A 16,462-nucleotide genomic window follows, 5' to 3' on the forward strand; every position below is an offset into this window, starting at 1 on the left:
CCAAGCCGGTGTTGTCCTTGCGCAGCCCCGACAGCCCGTGCCAGACCTCGCCTTGCGCGGTGACGACCTCGAGCCCCAGGCAGAGCTCGCGCGCGTTGCCGTAGCGCAGCACCTGCGTGCCGCCGGCATTGGTCGCCAGGTTGCCGCCGATCGTGCAGCTGCCTTCGGCGRCCAGGCTCAGCGGGAACAGCAGGCCCTGGGCGGCCGCCGCCTCCTGCACCGACTGCAGCACGCAGCCGGCCTCGACCGTCATCGCCAGGTTGGCCGCATCGATGCTGCGCACGCGGTCCATGCGCGACAGCGTCAGCAGCACCTGGGTGCCGCTGTCGTCCGGCACGCCGCCGCCGACCAGGCCGGTGTTGCCGCCCTGCGGCACGATGGACGCGCCGTGGCTGATGCAGGTGGCCACCACCTGTGCCACCTCGTCGGTCGAGCCCGGCCGCACCACCGCCAGCGCCTTGCCGCGGTAGCGCTTGCGCCAGTCGTGTTCGTAGCCGGCCAGGTCGCCGTCGGTCAGCACGTTGGCCGGGCCGACGATCGCGCGCAGCGATTCGAGCAGCAGCGGCTTCATGGCTGCGCCTTCGCATGGCCCAGCCGCCAGCGCACGTGCAGGCCGCAGGCGGCGAACAGCACCAGGCACAGCGCCACCTCGATCAGGCCGAGCCAGCTGCCGGCGCCACGGTCGCTGCCGGCGCGCACCACGCCTTCGATGAAATACAGCCAGACCAGCAGGCTGACCCAGCGGTAGGTGTACATGCGGTTGCGCAGCAAGCCGGCCAGCGCGATGGCGAGCGGCAGCACCTTCAGCGCGAGCCAGGTGCCGCCCGGTCGCAGCGGCGCGAGCCACAGCTCCCAGGCCACGCCGAGCACGATCAGGCCGGTGAGGCTGCCGACCGCGAGCACGCGCGTCCAGGCCACGACGGGAGGGAGGGGGACGGGTGGAGTCGGGGAAGGGGAGGTGGTCATCGCTGGCTATGATGCCACCCGATGAATCTCCCGACACAGGCCGAGGCCGCGGTCCCCAAGCTCAGCTGGCGGCAACAGCTGTCGCGCCTGCTGCAGACGCTGCAGACCTGGCCGTGGCTGGAGACGCTGTACACGCTGCGCCAGCGCTTCCGCGAGGACCGCCTGGGCCTGACGGCCAGCAGCCTGACCTTCACGACGCTGATCTCGCTGGTGCCGCTGGTCACGGTGATGCTGGCGGTGTTCACCGCGTTCCCGATGTTCTCGAGCTTCCAGGAGGCGCTGCAGAAGTACTTCCTGCAGAGCCTGGTGCCCGATTCGATCGCCAAGCCGGTGCTGGGCGCGTTGACGCAGTTCGCGAGCAAGGCGAACCGGCTGGGCACCTTCGGCCTGGTGCTGCTGGTGTTCACGGCGCTGGCGTTGATGCTGACGATCGACCGCACGCTGAACGCGATCTGGCGCGTGCCCAAGCCGCGCCCGATCGCGCAGCGCGTGCTGGTGTACTGGGCGGCGATGACGCTCGGGCCGCTGCTGCTGGGCGTCAGCCTGTCGCTCACCTCGTATGCGATCTCGGCGTCTCGCGGCGTGGTGGGCGTGATGCCGGGCGGCGTCAGCCTGCTGCTGAACGTGCTCGAGTTCGCGCTGCTCGCGGCGGCGATGGCGGGGCTGTTCCACTACGTGCCGAACACGCTGGTGCGCTGGCGCCATGCGGTGGCGGGCGGCGTGTTCGTCGCGGCCGGCTTCGAGCTGGCGAAGAAGGGGCTCGGCTGGTACCTGGGTTCGGTGCCGACCTACACGACGCTGTATGGCGCGTTCGCGACGGTGCCGATCCTGTTGATCTGGATCTACCTCGGCTGGGTGATCGTGCTGCTGGGCGCGGTGATCGCGGCCTATGCGCCCAGCCTGCAGATGCGCGTGATCCGCCGCCCGTCGACGCCGGGCTACCTGTTCCAGCTGGCGGTCGGCATGCTGCGCGAGTTGGCGCAGGCGCGCACGCTGAGCACGCACGGCATCAGCGCGGCGCAGCTGTCCGAGACGCTGCGCACCGACCCGCTGCAGATCGAGCCGCTGCTCGACACGCTGGTCGCGATCGACTGGGTGGGCCGGCTGGACGAGGAGGGCAATGCCCGCTACGTGCTGCTGTGCGACCCGGCGACCACGTCGGCCCAGCCGCTGCTGGCGCAGGTGCTGCTGGACCCGACGCCGACGCTGCGGGGGTTCTGGCACCGGGCGCAGTTCAGTTCGATGATGCTGCAGGATGTGATCGCGGCGGATTGACGCGGGCGGGCGCTTCTGCCGCTGATGCGGAACCGAGGGGTATGGGGGTGTTACTGAAGCAGCAGTTGCGGCAGGGGCTGCTGCGACGCGAATCCTCGAACTTGGAGTCCGCATGCTTTCTCCCGTGACTGTTAAATCTCAAGGCGCGCGTGCTGGTTCCGAGCCGAAGACGACGGGGAGCGAGCATCATCAGCAGACGGCATTGGCGCTGAAGACCCTGCCCCCCGCCCTGCATCCGTCGGCAATGGCGCTGGTGCAGATCCTCGACGACCGGCGACTTCCCGACAAACTGAGCGCCGTCGTCGTCGATTCGTTGGATGCTTCGACACGAAAAGGCTTTCTGGACAAACTTGGCCAGATCAAGTCCGCGCAATTGGAGCTCCTTGCTTCAAACTGGAAAGCAAGTGACCGGATCCAGGACGGGCAGGCAACATTTCGTGATCTGATACGTCGCTGGCGCGACCGCTTCAATGAAGCGGATGGCAAGGCCATCGATGCAATCGAGGCTTCATTGCCTTCCAGTGCTCGCGCCAACAGCAGCGATTGGGGCAAAATTCTTGTCGCGATCAACCGCATCGAATTCGTGATCGATGGAAGTGCGGCCTCGGTCCTCACGGTTGATCAGGCCCAAGCCGAAATCAGGGCCTTCGCTGACTCACTGCCGGCCAGTGGCGAGCCGAAAGGAATGTGCGCGGTCGCGTGCCTGGGTCTTTGCAAAACGATGGCACGGCTTCCAGCGGACAAGGACGCCTCGTGGGGCATTTACTTTCCGGTTTTGCTGGCGAAGATCCTTGAGTCCGACGACCTGGTCGGTTTGAAGTCGCTGCTTGCAAGTTCCGCCGAGACACTGAAGCAAGCATGCGGTTGAGTTGTTGACGCAGGCCGATGCGGATCGTCAGCGGCTCGCCCCGGATTCAGCGCACGCGTGGATCACGCAGTTCTTACCCTGCCGCTTGGCCGCATACATCGCGTCGTCGGCCAGCTGCAGCAGGCGCGGCGCGTTCTGCGCATCGGCCGGCGCCAGCGCATAGCCGATGCTCGCGCTGATGCCATGCCGGTCTACCGCCGCGACGGCCGACAGCATGTGCAGCGCCAGCGCGTGCGCCCCGGCCGTGTCGCGCACCGGTGCCAGCACCAGGAACTCGTCCCCGCCGAAGCGCCCGACCGCATCCTCGGCCCGCACCGAGGCTTGCAAGGCACTGGCCACCGCCACCAGCAGCTCATCCCCGACCCGGTGCCCCCGCCGGTCGTTGACTTCCTTGAACCCGTCCAGGTCGACGAAGAACAGCGCCACCGGCATCTGCGCCGGGTCCACCAGCGCCGCCTCGATGCGGTCCATCATCGTGCGCCGGCTCAGCACGTCGGTCAGCGCATCGCGTTCGACGCTGCGCTTCAACTGCTCCTGCGTGATCGTCAGTTCGTGCACGTCCACCGTCACGGTGTAGACGCCGATGACGTCGCCGTCGGGCCCGAAATCCGGCACGTAGCTGGTGCGCATCCAGCGCCGCCCCAGCGTCACCAGGTCGACCATGCGCGTGTACTGCACCGTGTGCCCCGCCAGCGCCCGGTCGAAATACGGCTCGTGCTCGGCCCAGCGCTTGGCGCCGCGCACGTCGCCGATCGGCCGGCCCAGCAGCTGCTTGGGCTGCTGCCCGGTGGCCTCGACATACGCCTTGTTGACGAAGCGCAGCACGAAGTCGCGGTCGACATAGGTCAGCGGGAACGGGATGTTCTCGGTGAAGCGGTCCAGCCGCTGGCGCGCCGCGACCAGCGCCTCGCGCTCCAGCACGTCCTGGTGGATGTCGATCGCGATCGTGAAGATGCCGTCGACCCGGCCCGCCGGATCGAGGTGCGGCAGCACCTGGATGCGCGCCCAGCGCCCGGCGTGGCAGCCATGGTTCAGGCGCCGCTCGTAGTTGACGGTGCGCCCCTCGGCCGCCTGCGCAAACGCGCACTGCGCGCGCGCCCAGGCCTCGTCGCCGAACAGCTCCTGCAGCGTGTGGCCCAGCAGGTCCTCGYGGCTGCGCTGCGCCCACTGCAGGTAGGGGTTGTTGCAGAACACCAGCCGGTGCTCGAGGTCCCAGCGGCCGATCGGCAGGTCGATCGCATCGATCAGCCGCTCGATGTGGACGAGCTGCTCGAGGACCGGGAGGTCGTTGGCGTCCATGGGCAGGGGCCCTGGCTCAGCGCGGCGTCAGAACGGGATCCTGCCCAGCCAGATGTCCTTGTACATGACCCAGTCGCCCATGAAGCTGTAGAGCGGGCGCTTGAACGAGGCCGGGCGGTTCTTCTCGAAAACGAAATGACCGACCCACGCGAAGCCGTAGCCGCACAGCAGCGCATAGAGCAGGTAGACCGGCTGGCCACGCACCAGCCCGGTGAGCAGGCAGCTCAGCGCCAGGCTCGAACCGACGAAGTGCAGGCGCCGGCAGGTGCGGTTGGCATGCTCGCCGAGGTAGAACGGATAGAACTCGGCAAACGACTTGATCGACGCTGCGTCTGGAGGAACGGTACTGCTGTTCATGAGGTCTCCTCCGAAATGAAGGTCCGGATCGCATTCAACACGGCGTCGGGCGCCTCTCCCATCAGGGAATGCCCGGCCGGCAGCATGAGAACGTTACCTTGCAACGCCTGGGCCAGGGCCATGCCCGCCTTCGGTGCGTTCATCTGGTCGTGCGACCCTGCGATCAGCAGGCTCTTGCAGCGCACGCGCGCGGCGGCCTCCAGCCCACCGGCGTAGTGGTCGCACACCTGGAAATCGTTGTGGAACAGGTTGCCGTGCCCGGCGGCGGTGTGTGCGGCCTGCAGGCGGCGCATCAGCGCACGGTTCGCGCCGTGCAACGAGAACCCCGGCGCGGGCGCCGATGGCTTGGCGGCATGACCGGCGTGCGAGAAGGCATTGACCCTGTCGATGGCTTTCAGCGGCTCGTTCAGCGCGGTGGCCAGCAGTGCATCCGACACCTTCATCGGGTATGCCGGCCCCAGCAGCACCAGGTGGCTGGCACGCTCGCCCAGCCGGGCCGCCGCTTCCAGTGCGATCAGCGAACCCATGCTGTGCCCGACCAGCGCGGCGCGTTCGACACCGGCGGCCTCCAGCAGCGCGATCAGCCAGTCGGCCAAGGCCTCGACGCTGCCCAGCGCCGGCCCGGCGCTGCGGCCGTGGCCGGGCAGGTCGGGGGCCAGCACGCTGCGGCCGTGGTGCGCCAGGTAGCGGCTTTGCAGGCCCCAGACGCTGTGGTCGTGCATCGCGCCGTGGATGAACACGACGGACGGCCGCCCGGCCTCGACCGGCTTGCCGCCGGTGTAGGCATAGGCCTCGCGGCCCTGCAGTTCGAGCCTCATGCGCCACCCGCCTTCTGCGCGGCGCGCAAGGCGCGCGACAGGTCGTCGACCAGGTCGTCCGCGTCCTCCAGCCCGATCGACAGCCGGATCGTGCCCTGCGTGATGCCGGCCTGGGCCAGCGCCGCGTCGTCCATGCGGAAGTGCGTGGTGCTTGCGGGGTGGATCACCAGCGAGCGGCAGTCGCCGACGTTGGCCAGGTGCGAGAACACCTTCAGCGCCTCGATGAAGGCGCGGCCCTGGGCGCGCTGGCCCTTCAGGTCGAAGCTGAACACCGAGCCGCTGCCGCGCGGCAGCAGGCGCCGGGCGAGCTCGTGGTCCGGGTGGCTCGGCAGGTCGGGGTGGCCGACGCGCGCGACCATCGGGTGCGCGGCCAGGAACTGCACCACCTTGCGCGCGTTCGCGACGTGCCGCTCCATGCGCAGCGAGAGCGTCTCGATGCCCTGCAGGATCAGCCACGCGGTGTGCGGGCTCATGCAGGCGCCGAAATCGCGCAGGCCTTCGCGGCGCGCGCGCAGCAGGAAGGCGCCGACGGTGCTCTCCTCGCTGAACACCATGCCGTGGAAGCCGTCGTAGGGGCGGCTCAGTTCGGGGAAGCGGCCGGAGCGGTCCCAGTCGAACTGGCCGCTGTCGACCAGCACGCCGCCGATCACGGTGCCGTGGCCGCTCAGGAACTTGGTGGCCGAGTGGTAGACGAGGTCGGCGCCGTGGTCGAACGGGCGGATCAGCCACGGCGAGGTCAGTGTCGAATCGACCAGCAAGGGCAGGCCGTGCTCGTGCGCGATCGCGCTGACGGTGGGGATGTCCAGCACGTCCAGGCCGGGGTTGCCGACGGTCTCGCCGAACAGCAGCCGGGTCTCGGGGCGGATCGCGGCGCGCCAGCCGTCGATGTCGCCCGGCCGCACGAAGGTGGTCGTGATGCCGAAGCGCGCCAGCGTGTAGTGCAGCAGGTTGTGCGAGCCGCCGTACAGCGCGCTGCTGGCGACGATGTGCGAGCCGGCGCCGGCCAGCGTGCAGATCGCCAGGTGCAGCGCGGCCTGGCCGCTGGCGGTGGCGATGGCGCCGGCACCGCCTTCGAGGGCGGCGACGCGCTCTTCGAGCACCGCGGTGGTCGGGTTCGAGATGCGGCTGTAGACGTGGCCCGAGCGTTCCATGTTGAACAGCGCCGCGGCATGGTCGCTGCTCTCGAAGACGAAGCTGGTGCTCAGGTGGATCGGCACCGCGCGGGCACCGGTGGACGGGTCGGGGCCGGCGCCGGCGTGCAGTGCCAGCGTGTCGAAGCCGGGGTCGGAATGGCCGGGCATGCGGTCTCCTGTCGGGCCGGGGGCACTTCATGGGTGCCTCCGGGGATGTTGCTGCGGGGCATTGTGGGCTATATTGGCCCGGCATTCCCCCCAAGCGACCCCCAAGGAGGACCCCATGAAAGTCGCAGACATCCTGCGTGTCAAGGGCGGCACGTTGTTCACTGTGTCGCCGGACCAGCCCCTGGCGCACGCCGTGCGCACGATGGCCGAGCGCGACATCGGGTCGCTGGTGGTGATGGAACACGGCGACCTGGCCGGCATGCTCACCTTCCGCGAGGTGATCCTGGCGGTGGTCGGCAACGGCGGCACGGTCGGCACGACCATCGTGCGCACCGTGATGGACGATCACCCGCTCACCTGCACGCCCGAGACCGAGATCGACGAGGTGCGCCGCATGATGCTCGAGCGCCACGCCCGCTACATGCCGGTGATGACGCAGCGCACGCTGATGGGCGTGATCTCGTTCTACGACGTCGCGAAGGCGGTGGTCGACAGCCAGGACTTCGAGAACCGCATGCTCAAGGCCTACATCCGCGACTGGCCGGTCGACGAGCAGCAGCCGGTGCAGAACTAGCACTTCGGACGACGCATTCCGGATTGGCATCCGGGCTACCTGGTGTTCGTAGCCCGGATGCCAATCCGGGGTTTGCCCCTGACTTCGCCGAGCCGGCAGAAGAAAAAGCCCGCGTCCTTCGACGCGGGCTTTCGTCTTTCAGCTCAGCGAGTGCCAGGGATTCAGGATCTGCGTGCCTGTGCTTGCGAAGTCGGCCTCATTGCGGGTGACGACGATCAAGCGGTGAACGAGGGCAGTTGCCGCGATGAGTGAATCTCGTTCTGAACGAGGGTTGGGGACATGCAGGGCCGCGCAGCGCAGCGCGATGGCCGCATCGACTGGAAGGATTCTTCCGTTGAATGTCGGCAGCACGTAGTTGTCCATCCATCGGCGCAGCATCGCGGACTGGGGGATGTCGCGGCGCTGCAGTTGCAGGATGCCAAGTTCCAGTTCGAGGACCGTGATGGCCGAGATGGACAGGTCGGCCGCTGCGACCGACTCGGCCCACGCTACCACCCGCTCGTCCGCTCGACCGGAACTGGCCTTGCGCAGTTCGGACACCACGTTGGTGTCGAGCAGATACATCAGTCGAACTCTGCGCTGCGATAGACAGCACCCACTCGCGCCGGCTCGAATTCGATGTCGGCGACCTCCGGCATCCCGAGCAGGTCGATGATGCTCGGCTGTTTCCCGGTGAGCTCCCGATAGCGCTCATAGGTCATCAACACGTGTGACGGCTGCCCTCGGTCCGTGATGATCACAGGGCCCCGCGCTGCGGCCTTCTTCGCGCCGGCTGTGTCCTGGTTGAACTCCCGGCTGGAGAGAGTAGTGGTGGTCATTGCGACAGTTCTCCATCAATGTAGCAACGTTACTAGGTTGCCGCGGCAATGACAAGGCCAAAGAAAAAGCCCGCTCTTCGCAGAGCGGGCTTTGTCGTGAGCCTTTCGGCTTGAGGCTTAGAACGAGTGGCGAATGCCAGCCGTGAACTCGGTGATGTTGCGATCATCAGCCGTCGTCAGGCCGGCCGGCACGGCGCTGGCCCAGCGGTTGGCGTAGGTGTCGCCGTCGTTCTTGAAGCGCGTCACCGCGGTGTACAGGTTGGTGCGCTTGGACAGGTCGTACTGGTAGCCCACGCCGAAGGCTTGCGTCTTGCCYTCGTTGACGTTCTTGGCCTTGTTCTGCACGTACTGCGCGCGCACCAGCTGCTGGCCGAAGCGGTAGTCGCCGCCGACCCAGAAGCCGTGGCCGTCGGCATCCACCGCGCTGCGGTCGTTCACCGAGATGATGCCGGCCGTGCCGTGCCAGTCGCCATAGGTGTAGCCGACCGCGCCCGAGGTGGTGCGCACGTCCTGCTGCGTCAGGTCCTGCTTGTCGTCGACGAAGGACACCATCGCGTCGAAGCCGTAGCCGCTGTAGCGGGCGTAGAYGTCGCCGATGCGCTGGTCGTTGGTGGAGCCGGTGGTCTCGCCGAAGCCCCACAGCGCGCCGGCCTTGAAGCCTGCGAAGGTGGGCGACTCGTACTTGACCGAGTTGTTGACGCGGGCCGGGCCGCCGTTGCCGGTGGCGCTGTAGGTGGTGCCSCCGCGCACCGGCTCGTAGCCGCCGAAGCCGCCGATGACGGCCGTGCTGGCGCCGGTGGAGACGTTCGAGAACTCGCTGAAGTCGCTCGACAGGTTGTAGATGCTGCCGTACTGGCGGCCCAGGGTCAGCGAGCCGAGGGACGACGAGCTGATGCCGACGTACGACTGGCGGCCCCAGAAGGCGTTCTGGCCGTTGGTGCCGTCGTCCAGGTTGACGCCGCTTTCGAGCACGGCCAGGGCACGCAGGCCGCCGCCCAGGTCTTCGGTCACGCGGATGCCGAAGCGCGAGCCCGACAGGCCGCCCGATTGCACGCGGCTCAGCTTGGCCGCGCCGTCGGCGATCTGCACGTAGGCATCGGCRAYGCCGTACAGCGTGACGTTGGTGGAGGGTTGTGCTTCCTGCGCATTGGCGGCAGCGGATGCGGCCAGCGCGACGGCGGTGGCGGCCAAGGTGGCGAACTTCATTCGAATCTTCTCCGAGGGGTGGATGAGGAACGTCGGCATCGTAGAAACCCGACCCGCTCAGGAAGCTGTCCGGAAGATGACGTGTTTGTCAGATTCGGTTCAGTCGACCAGCGCCACCAGGGGAAGCGACAGCTCGTTGCCGACGACCGCCCGTGCGTAGAAGTAGTTGTCGCGACCGTGCTCGCTGAGGTGGTCGAGGTCGACATGGCCTTTGGCGTCGCACGGGAACGCATAGCCACGCCCCCGGTTGAACAGGTTCACGAAGCGCAGCTCGTAGTGGGCTTCGAGGGCGACGAAGGCGATGGCGTTGTTCATGGTGCGATGGACCACGGTGCGCGCGCCGTGCCGCGGCGTCTGTGCGCTGTCGAACTCATCCGTTGACACCGCCGACGGACCGGCAGTACATTGCCTTCGCGACGGTATTTCGGACACGTGTCCACTATAGCGGACACACTCAAACCTTGGAGAACGCACATGGGACTTCGTGGACTGGGGTTGGCGGTGCTGGCTGTGGCCGCCTTGCTGGGCGGCGCATCGGCCAACGCGGCAGGGAAGCTCGAGCAGGTTCTTGCCCGCGGCAAGCTGGTGGTGGGCACCGGCAGCACCAACGCGCCGTGGCATTTCAAGGGCGCCGACGGCAAGCTGCAGGGCTTCGACATCGACATGGCGAAGATCGTCGCCAAGGCCTTGTTCGACGATCCCGAGAAGGTCGAATTCGTCAACCAGTCGTCCGACGCGCGCATTCCGAACCTCACGACCGACAAGGTCGACATCACCTGCCAGTTCCTCACCGTGACCGGCGCCCGCGCACAGCAGGTCGCCTTCACGATCCCGTACTACCGCGAGGGCGTGGGGCTGATGCTGAAGGCGGGCAGCCCGTTCGCCAACTACGCGGCGCTCAAGACCGCCGGCGCCAAGGCGCGGGTGGCCGTGCTGCAGAACGTGTATGCCGAGGCGATGGTCCATGCCGCGCTGCCGGGCGCCAAGGTCTCGCAGTTCGATTCGCAGGACCTGATCTACCAGGCGCTGAACTCGGGCCGTGCCGATGCGGTGGCCACCGACCAGTCGTCGATCGACTGGTTCCTGAAGCAGAACCCGGGCAAGTACAAGGACGCCGGCTACGGCTGGAACCCTCAGACCTACGCCTGCGCCGTGAAGCGGGGTGACCAGGACTGGCTCAACTTCGTCAACACCGCGCTGCACGAGGCGATGACCGGTGTCGAGTTCGACACCTATGCCGCCTCGTTCAAGACCTGGTTCGGGGTCGAACTGGCGCCGCCGAAGATCGGCTTCCCGGTCGAATACAAGTAAGCCCCGGGACGTGGACTACGCACTGAACTTCGCCGTCGTCTGGCGCAGTTTCGACAGGCTGCTCGAAGGGCTGGGACTCAGCCTGCTGCTGGCGGTGGGCTCGATCGCGATCGGCATCGCGATCGGGCTGGTGCTGGGCTTCGCCCTGGTGTCGCGTTCGGGCATCGCCAGGCGCCTGGCCGGGGCCTACGTCACGGTGATCCGCAACACGCCGATCCTGGTGCTGGTGCTCTTCGTCTACTTCGCATTGCCGGACCTCGGCGTGCAACTGGAGGGCATCGAATCCTTCGTGGCGACGCTGGCGGTCTACTCCGGCGCGTACCTGGCCGAGGTCTTCCGCGCCGGCCTGCTGTCGGTTCCCAAGGGGCTGCGCGAGGCCGCGCAGGCGATCGGCATGAGCCGGCTGCAGATCAATGCGTCCATCGTCGCGCCGCTGATGCTGCGCAACGTGCTGCCGTCGTTGGGCAGCACGGTGATCTCGCTGTTCAAGGACACCTCGCTGGCCGCGGCCATCGCGATTCCGGAACTGACCTTCGAGGCGCGCAAGATCAACGTCGAGAGCTTCCGGGTGGTGGAAACCTGGCTCGTGGCCAGCCTGCTGTACGTCGCCACCTGCACCGTCCTTGCCGCGCTGTTCCGGCGTCTCGAGCGGCGGCTGGCGATACCGCGCTGATCCCGGTCGAAGCGGCGATGGACTTCTCGTTCACCCAATTCCTGCACGAACTGTGGATCGCCCGCGTGCCCCTCGTGCAGGGGCTCGGCATCACCGTGGCGTCGGCCGCGCTGGCGATCGTCGTGGGCACCGTGCTGGGCATCGGCGTGGGGCTTGCGCTGACCTATGGCGCGGCGCCCTTGCGCGTCGTGGTCCGCGGCTACACCGACTTCGTCCGCGGCACGCCGGTGCTGGTGCTGGTGCTGGCCAGCTACTACGTGCTGGGCACGGCCGGCGTCCAGCTCGGACCCTTCCAGGCGGGGGTGCTGGCATTGGCCGTGTTCTGCAGCGCGCACGTGGGCGAGATCGTGCGCGGTGCCTTGCAGGCCATTCCCCGAGGCCAGGTCGAGGCCGCGAAGGCGATCGGCCTGACGTTCTCGCAGACCTTCGCGTCGGTGCTGCTGCCGCAGGCCCTGCGCCAGATCCTGCCGACCTGGGTCACCACGGCCTCCGAGATGGTGAAGGCGTCCACCCTGCTGTCGGTCATCGGCGTGGGTGACCTGCTGCTGGCGTCGCAGGAGGTCATCTCCCGGACCTTCATGGGCCTGCCGTTCTACCTGTTCGCCGGCTTCCTGTACTTCACGATCAACTTCGGCATCGAGCGATTCGGGCGCTTCGTCGAGAAGAAGACCCACCTGCCGTCATAGGGACACGTCACGGATGACGACCAACATTCTCGAGATCCGCAACCTGCACAAGCGCTACGGCGAGGTCGAGGTGCTCAAGGGCGTCGACTGCAGCCTGCAGCAGGGCGACGTGGTCTGCGTGATCGGCTCCAGCGGCTCGGGCAAGACCACGATGCTGCGCTGCATCAACATGCTGGAGGAGTTCAACGACGGCTCGATCCGCATCGACGGCCAGGAGATCGGCTACGAGATGCGCAACGGCGCACGCCAGCGCAAGAGCGAGTCGGAAGTGGCCCGGCAGCGGGCGCTGACTGGCATGGCGTTCCAGCAGTTCAACCTGTTCCCGCACATGAGCGCCGCGGAGAACGTGATGCTCGGCCTCGTCAAGGTGCGCAGGATGCGGCGCGACGAGGCACGCGCCGTCGCCGAGAAGTGGCTGGATCGCGTGGGGCTGCTGGCGCGGCGCGATCACTACCCGGGCCAGCTGTCGGGCGGGCAGCAGCAGCGGGTGGCCATTGCCCGTGCCATCGCGATGAGCCCGCGGCTGATGCTGTTCGATGAGGTAACCTCGGCACTCGATCCGGAGCTCGTGAACGAAGTGCTGTTGGTCATCCAGGACCTGGCGCGCGAGGGCATGACGATGCTGCTGGTCACGCACGAGATGCGCTTTGCCTTCGAGGTCTCGAACCGGGTGATCTTCATGAACCAGGGGCGGATCGCGGAAGAGGGCGACCCGAAGGAGATGTTCATTCGCCCCCGCACCGACCGTCTGGCTGAATTCCTGAAGAACTCGTCCTTCCATTGAAGCAAGCAGGCCCCATCGCGATGAATGCCGTGGACGAGGACACGTCCAACCGCCGCTCCCGGGGGCTGGACCGCGCGTTCGAGATCCTCGATTTCTTCCGGGCCCGGCGCAAGCCGATGCGGCCCAACGAGATCGCCGCGCACATCGGCGCGCCGCGCTCGTCGGTCTACGAACTGGTCAACCTGCTGCTCAAGCACGGCGCGCTCGAGTACGCCGGCAGCGAGGGCCAGGTCTACCTCGGCCGCAAGCTGTACTTCCTGGGCAGTGCCTACGCCGAGCAGTTCGACCTGATGCGCGAGTGCGAATCGGTGCTGACGCGGCTCACGCAGGAGACCCGCGAGACCGCCCAGCTGTGCATGCTCGACGGCAACAAGTACACGGTGGCCCTGATGAAGGAGGGCATCCGGCCGTTCCGCATCTCGTCCAACGTGGGCGAAGCCTTGCCGATCCCGTGGACGGCGTCGGGTCGCCTGCTGGTGTCGCACCTGGGCGATCCGCAGCTGCTCGACTTCATCCCGCCCGAGGACTTCGAGTTGCCCGATGGCAGCTGGCTGGCACCCGACGAGTTCATCCGCCAGGCGAGGGCCGCGAAGGCGGCTGGCTACTTCACCTTCGGCAGCCAGGTCGACAGCTTCACGCAGTGTTTCGCCGCACCGGTGTACCAGGAAGGCGAGGTGTGCATCGCCACGCTGTGCCTGGTGGCGCCGAAGGAGGATGGCCTGCGCAACCAGAAGGTCTACCTGCAGAGCCTGACCCGCGCGGCGCGCGACTTGACGCAGCGCCTGCGCACGGGCTGAGACGCGAGTCTCGAGGAGCGCACCGATGTCCGACAACCTGACCCGCCGTCGATTCGCCCTGGGCTGCGCGCTCGCGCCCGCTGCGGCCAGCTTGCCGGCGTGCACGACAGGCCGTTCGACGACCTCGCTGGGGCCTGACGCGGCGAAGTCGCTGGCGCCGCGCGGCCGGCTGCGCGCCTGCATCAACCTGGGCAACCCGATCCTCGCCAGGCGCGACGCGGCCGGCACCGTCAGCGGCGTGTCGGTCGACCTGGCGGGCTTGCTCGCCGAGCGCCTGGGCGTGCCGCTGGAGCTGGTGGTCGTCGAGGCCGCGCTGAAGTCCGTGGAGACGGTGACGGCAGGCCAGGCCGACGTCGGCTTCTTCGCGATCGACCCGGCCCGAAGCACCGGCATCGCCTTCACGCCACCCTATGTGCTGATCGCCGGTGCCTACCTCGTGCGCCAGGACTCGCCGCTGACCGACAACGCGCAGGTCGACCGCTACGGCACGCGCATCATGGTCGGGCGCGGCAGCGCCTACGACCTGTACCTGTCGCGCGAGCTGAAGGCCGCGCAGCTGATGCGCACGCCGACCTCGCAGGCGGTCGTCGACCGCTTCCTGGCCGAGAACGCCGACGTCGCGGCGGGCGTGAAGCAGCAGCTCGAGGCCGATGCCGCGCGCCTGGGCGGCCTGCGCCTGCTGCCGGGGCGCTTCATGGTGATCGAGCAGGCGATGGGCTTGCCGCTGCAGCGCGGGATCATGCCCGGACTGGTGCTGACGAAGTTCGTCGAGCAGGCCAAGGCGAGCGGCTTCGTCGCGCAGTCGCTCGCGCGGCACGACATCCGCGGCGCCACCGTCGCGCCGGCATCCGGCTGAGGCCTACTGCCACGCGATGCCGGTCATCCAGTCGTGGAACACCTGGCCATAGCCATCGCTGGGCGTGCCGTCCACGTCCTTGATCAGCACGTTGTCCTGCTCGGCGAAGATGTCCCAGCAGCAGCCGACCACCGACCAGTTGTTGGCGCCGGCGAACGGCAGCAGCTGCTGCAGGAACGGCGCCCCGCTCGTGCCCGGCGCGTTGTGCTCGCCGGTCTCCGAGAAGACGATCGGCACCCGCAGCGACAGCGCCTGCACCGCCGGCCAGTTCACCGGCATGCTCCAGGTGCTGGAGAGATTGCCCCAGCCGCCGAGCACGAAGCTGGCGCCCCGGCCTGAACCGCTGGTCGAGGACTGCAGCACGGCCGCCGCCGGCAACGCGGTTTGCAGGTACTTGCCGGCCGTGTCGAGCGACGCACCCGTCACGCCGCCGCCCGCGCCCACAGCCGTCACCCGCAGCACCGCGGGCAGGTAGACCGTGTTCGGCTTGGCCAGTGTCACGCTGTCGCCCACCGCGTAACCGGTGCCGCCGGCCGAGACGGCGACCGTGGTGGCACGCTGGATGGGCGGATACGGGTGCCACGCGGCGGCAACCTGGTTCAACGGGTCGCTCGGCATGTGGGCCAGCCAGCCGCTCACGTTGTTGCTGAATTCCACGCCGCCCACCAGCACCACGTTGCCGGCGCCGGTCGCGCGCACCGCGTCCAGCAGCGCCTGCATGCCGACCGACTTCCACGCGCCGTCGATGTTGCGGTAGTTGGACGTGGCGCTGGTGGCCGGAAAGTAGTCGAGCGTGCCGCCCGACATCAGCGCGGTCCACGGGTCCTGCGCCGCCCCCAGGCCGAAGAAGAACGGCTCGTTGTACAGCGAGAAGATCACGGCCGAGTTGCCCTTGAAGGCGGTCGCGACGGAGGTCCAGAAGTCGATCGAGTGGTCCGCGTTGGCCATCTGCGTCTGCACCATCGGGCACGCCGTGCCGGGCGCCGCCCAATGCAGCTCGATGATCACGTACAGCCCCGCGGCATTCGCTTCCTGCACCTGCCTGGAGATCGCCGCGCGGTAGTTGCCGCCCGGGTCGCCCAGGCGCGTCACGCCGTCGGTGTCGATGCAGGTCAGGCCCAGCCACGAGGTCTCGTTCAGCGTGAAGCGCACCGTGTTCGCATGCCATGCCGTGACGGCCGACCAGCGCGGCCCGTTCGGCTGTCCCGCCTGCCCGCCGGACGGATCGGCCGGGCTCCAGCCGCCGATGGCGACGAACTCGAAGCCGCTGAAGCTGATGCCGCGCAGTTGCAGCAGGTTGCCTGCCGCATCGACCAGGCGGTTGCCGCGCACGCTCACGGCCGGTGCCGCGGCCGCCGATCCGGGCGTGATGCGGATGCTGGCCGAGACGGGTGTTCCCAGCGACAGGCCATTGGTGGGATTCGACAGCGTGACGGTGAATGCCTTGTCGGCCGCATTCGGTACCGCATTGCCGATCGGCAACGAGATGGTCTTGGGCGCGCTGTCGCCGCTGGCCCAGCTGAGCGTGCCGCTGCGCGCCGTGTAGTCCGCACCCGCCAGCGCCGTGCCGTCCGCCGTCGCGTAGGCCACGCTGCCGTCGCGCGAGCCGTCGGCGCGGTTGACCGTGACGGTCAGCAGGCCGGTGCCCTGGGCCACGGTGTAGCCGGCCGCCGACAGGGCGACGGTTCCGGCCGGCAAGGGCGGTGGCGGCGCGTCGCCGCCGCTGCCGCCACCGCAACCGGCCAGCAGCGCCGCCACAAGAACAAGGGCTATCCGGATCGAGGTCATGGCGTTCACGATGTCACGACGCGGCCGCAGGATCTGTGCGGTGGCGAACAGACCCTGCGAGGTCGCGGCGATACGGTCGGGGCTG

General features: G+C 68.2%; 20 protein-coding genes. 9 read left to right on the plus strand and 11 right to left on the minus strand.

Features of this window, described 5'->3' with window-relative positions; genetic code table 11:
* Both AC1DYN_RS21170 and AC1DYN_RS21175 read right to left on the minus strand, forming a co-directional pair.
* On the minus strand, window positions 1-571 hold a 571-nt coding region (locus AC1DYN_RS21170; RefSeq protein ID WP_477963083.1), incomplete at its 3' end, for an FAD-binding oxidoreductase.
* Window positions 568-966 carry a DUF2069 domain-containing protein gene (locus AC1DYN_RS21175; RefSeq protein WP_477963084.1) on the minus strand — a complete coding sequence of 133 codons (399 nt, stop codon included), beginning with the start codon at window positions 964-966 and terminating at the stop codon, window positions 568-570. The genes AC1DYN_RS21170 and AC1DYN_RS21175, both read right to left, overlap by 4 nt.
* A gap of 21 nt (window positions 967-987) precedes the next feature.
* Here AC1DYN_RS21175 and AC1DYN_RS21180 point away from each other — a divergent pair, with 21 nt between their 5' ends.
* On the plus strand, window positions 988-2,241 hold the full coding sequence (locus tag AC1DYN_RS21180; RefSeq protein WP_477963085.1) for a YihY family inner membrane protein: 1,254 nt from the start codon (window positions 988-990) through the stop codon (window positions 2,239-2,241).
* Between the two features lie 112 nt (window positions 2,242-2,353).
* Window positions 2,354-3,109 carry a hypothetical protein gene (locus AC1DYN_RS21185; protein WP_477963086.1) on the plus strand — a complete coding sequence of 252 codons (756 nt, stop codon included), beginning with the start codon at window positions 2,354-2,356 and terminating at the stop codon, window positions 3,107-3,109.
* Window positions 3,110-3,136: 27 nt separating this feature from the next.
* Here AC1DYN_RS21185 and AC1DYN_RS21190 read toward each other — a convergent pair whose 3' ends face one another.
* Genes AC1DYN_RS21190 through AC1DYN_RS21205 form a run of 4 tightly spaced genes read right to left on the minus strand, consistent with a single transcriptional unit; the run spans window position 3,137 to window position 6,884 of the window.
* The gene (locus AC1DYN_RS21190; RefSeq protein WP_477963087.1) at window positions 3,137-4,408 is read right to left on the minus strand and encodes a diguanylate cyclase domain-containing protein; all 1,272 of its coding nucleotides are present in this window, start codon (window positions 4,406-4,408) and stop codon (window positions 3,137-3,139) included.
* 27 nt (window positions 4,409-4,435) lie between these two features.
* Window positions 4,436-4,765: an Mpo1-like protein gene (locus AC1DYN_RS21195; protein ID WP_477963088.1), complete on the minus strand. Its 330-nt coding sequence runs from the start codon at window positions 4,763-4,765 to the stop codon at window positions 4,436-4,438.
* Complete coding sequence (locus AC1DYN_RS21200; RefSeq protein WP_477963089.1) at window positions 4,762-5,583, minus strand: alpha/beta fold hydrolase; 822 nt, start codon at window positions 5,581-5,583, stop codon at window positions 4,762-4,764. Before AC1DYN_RS21200 ends, AC1DYN_RS21195 begins: the two co-directional genes overlap by 4 nt.
* Window positions 5,580-6,884: an O-acetylhomoserine aminocarboxypropyltransferase gene (locus tag AC1DYN_RS21205; protein WP_477963090.1), complete on the minus strand. Its 1,305-nt coding sequence runs from the start codon at window positions 6,882-6,884 to the stop codon at window positions 5,580-5,582. The genes AC1DYN_RS21200 and AC1DYN_RS21205 overlap by 4 nt, the downstream gene beginning before the upstream one ends.
* Window positions 6,885-6,999: 115 nt before the next feature.
* Between AC1DYN_RS21205 and AC1DYN_RS21210 the strand changes: the two genes are divergently transcribed.
* Window positions 7,000-7,458 (plus strand): CBS domain-containing protein, encoded by a 459-nt coding sequence (locus AC1DYN_RS21210; RefSeq protein ID WP_477963091.1) that lies wholly within the window; start codon window positions 7,000-7,002, stop codon window positions 7,456-7,458.
* Between the two features lie 138 nt (window positions 7,459-7,596).
* On the opposite strand, the gene AC1DYN_RS21215 is transcribed toward AC1DYN_RS21210, so the two are convergent.
* The 4 genes from AC1DYN_RS21215 to AC1DYN_RS21230 all read right to left on the minus strand — a co-directional run bounded on the left by AC1DYN_RS21215 (window position 7,597) and on the right by AC1DYN_RS21230 (window position 9,797).
* Complete coding sequence (locus AC1DYN_RS21215; protein ID WP_477963118.1) at window positions 7,597-8,025, minus strand: type II toxin-antitoxin system VapC family toxin; 429 nt, start codon at window positions 8,023-8,025, stop codon at window positions 7,597-7,599.
* On the minus strand, window positions 8,022-8,276 hold the full coding sequence (locus AC1DYN_RS21220) for a type II toxin-antitoxin system prevent-host-death family antitoxin (RefSeq protein WP_477963092.1): 255 nt from the start codon (window positions 8,274-8,276) through the stop codon (window positions 8,022-8,024). Before AC1DYN_RS21220 ends, AC1DYN_RS21215 begins: the two co-directional genes overlap by 4 nt.
* Window positions 8,277-8,393: 117 nt before the next feature.
* Window positions 8,394-9,482, minus strand: a complete 1,089-nt coding sequence (locus tag AC1DYN_RS21225) for a porin (protein WP_477963093.1) — start codon at window positions 9,480-9,482, stop codon at window positions 8,394-8,396.
* A 99-nt stretch (window positions 9,483-9,581) separates the two neighbouring features.
* The gene (locus AC1DYN_RS21230) at window positions 9,582-9,797 is read right to left on the minus strand and encodes a hypothetical protein (RefSeq protein ID WP_477963094.1); all 216 of its coding nucleotides are present in this window, start codon (window positions 9,795-9,797) and stop codon (window positions 9,582-9,584) included.
* Window positions 9,798-9,956: 159 nt separating this feature from the next.
* Between AC1DYN_RS21230 and AC1DYN_RS21235 the strand changes: the two genes are divergently transcribed.
* Genes AC1DYN_RS21235 through AC1DYN_RS21260 form a run of 6 tightly spaced genes read left to right on the plus strand, consistent with a single transcriptional unit; the run spans window position 9,957 to window position 14,589 of the window.
* The gene (locus AC1DYN_RS21235) at window positions 9,957-10,793 is read left to right on the plus strand and encodes a transporter substrate-binding protein (RefSeq protein WP_477963095.1); all 837 of its coding nucleotides are present in this window, start codon (window positions 9,957-9,959) and stop codon (window positions 10,791-10,793) included.
* Between the two features lie 10 nt (window positions 10,794-10,803).
* On the plus strand, window positions 10,804-11,466 hold the full coding sequence (locus AC1DYN_RS21240; protein WP_477963096.1) for an amino acid ABC transporter permease: 663 nt from the start codon (window positions 10,804-10,806) through the stop codon (window positions 11,464-11,466).
* 17 nt (window positions 11,467-11,483) lie between these two features.
* Window positions 11,484-12,152 (plus strand): amino acid ABC transporter permease, encoded by a 669-nt coding sequence (locus AC1DYN_RS21245; protein WP_477963097.1) that lies wholly within the window; start codon window positions 11,484-11,486, stop codon window positions 12,150-12,152.
* Window positions 12,153-12,165: 13 nt separating this feature from the next.
* A complete protein-coding gene (locus tag AC1DYN_RS21250; protein ID WP_477963098.1) occupies window positions 12,166-12,936 on the plus strand; it encodes an amino acid ABC transporter ATP-binding protein in 771 nt (256 codons plus the stop codon).
* 20 nt (window positions 12,937-12,956) lie between these two features.
* Entirely contained in the window at window positions 12,957-13,733 is a 777-nt protein-coding gene (locus AC1DYN_RS21255; RefSeq protein WP_477963099.1) for an IclR family transcriptional regulator, read from the plus strand.
* Window positions 13,734-13,758: 25 nt separating this feature from the next.
* Window positions 13,759-14,589 carry an ABC transporter substrate-binding protein gene (locus AC1DYN_RS21260; RefSeq protein WP_477963100.1) on the plus strand — a complete coding sequence of 277 codons (831 nt, stop codon included), beginning with the start codon at window positions 13,759-13,761 and terminating at the stop codon, window positions 14,587-14,589.
* 3 nt (window positions 14,590-14,592) lie between these two features.
* Here AC1DYN_RS21260 and AC1DYN_RS21265 read toward each other — a convergent pair whose 3' ends face one another.
* Entirely contained in the window at window positions 14,593-16,377 is a 1,785-nt protein-coding gene (locus AC1DYN_RS21265) for a cellulase family glycosylhydrolase (RefSeq protein WP_477963101.1), read from the minus strand.
* Window positions 16,378-16,462: the final 85 nt, after the last annotated feature.

It is taken from the genome of Rhizobacter sp. P2_D12 (assembly GCF_056404395.1).

Coding starts and splice junctions, on each gene's coding strand:
- AC1DYN_RS21205 (WP_477963090.1), bottom strand. CDS start 6,884: ATGCCCGGCCATTCCGACCCCGGCTTCGACACGCTGGCACTGCACGCC.
- AC1DYN_RS21230 (WP_477963094.1), bottom strand. CDS start 9,797: ATGAACAACGCCATCGCCTTCGTCGCCCTCGAAGCCCACTACGAGCTG.
- AC1DYN_RS21195 (WP_477963088.1), bottom strand. CDS start 4,765: ATGAACAGCAGTACCGTTCCTCCAGACGCAGCGTCGATCAAGTCGTTT.
- AC1DYN_RS21185 (WP_477963086.1), top strand. CDS start 2,354: ATGCTTTCTCCCGTGACTGTTAAATCTCAAGGCGCGCGTGCTGGTTCC.
- AC1DYN_RS21255 (WP_477963099.1), top strand. CDS start 12,957: ATGAATGCCGTGGACGAGGACACGTCCAACCGCCGCTCCCGGGGGCTG.
- AC1DYN_RS21200 (WP_477963089.1), bottom strand. CDS start 5,583: ATGAGGCTCGAACTGCAGGGCCGCGAGGCCTATGCCTACACCGGCGGC.
- AC1DYN_RS21175 (WP_477963084.1), bottom strand. CDS start 966: ATGACCACCTCCCCTTCCCCGACTCCACCCGTCCCCCTCCCTCCCGTC.
- AC1DYN_RS21250 (WP_477963098.1), top strand. CDS start 12,166: ATGACGACCAACATTCTCGAGATCCGCAACCTGCACAAGCGCTACGGC.
- AC1DYN_RS21265 (WP_477963101.1), bottom strand. CDS start 16,377: ATGACCTCGATCCGGATAGCCCTTGTTCTTGTGGCGGCGCTGCTGGCC.
- AC1DYN_RS21260 (WP_477963100.1), top strand. CDS start 13,759: ATGTCCGACAACCTGACCCGCCGTCGATTCGCCCTGGGCTGCGCGCTC.
- AC1DYN_RS21245 (WP_477963097.1), top strand. CDS start 11,484: ATGGACTTCTCGTTCACCCAATTCCTGCACGAACTGTGGATCGCCCGC.
- AC1DYN_RS21180 (WP_477963085.1), top strand. CDS start 988: ATGAATCTCCCGACACAGGCCGAGGCCGCGGTCCCCAAGCTCAGCTGG.
- AC1DYN_RS21235 (WP_477963095.1), top strand. CDS start 9,957: ATGGGACTTCGTGGACTGGGGTTGGCGGTGCTGGCTGTGGCCGCCTTG.
- AC1DYN_RS21210 (WP_477963091.1), top strand. CDS start 7,000: ATGAAAGTCGCAGACATCCTGCGTGTCAAGGGCGGCACGTTGTTCACT.
- AC1DYN_RS21220 (WP_477963092.1), bottom strand. CDS start 8,276: ATGACCACCACTACTCTCTCCAGCCGGGAGTTCAACCAGGACACAGCC.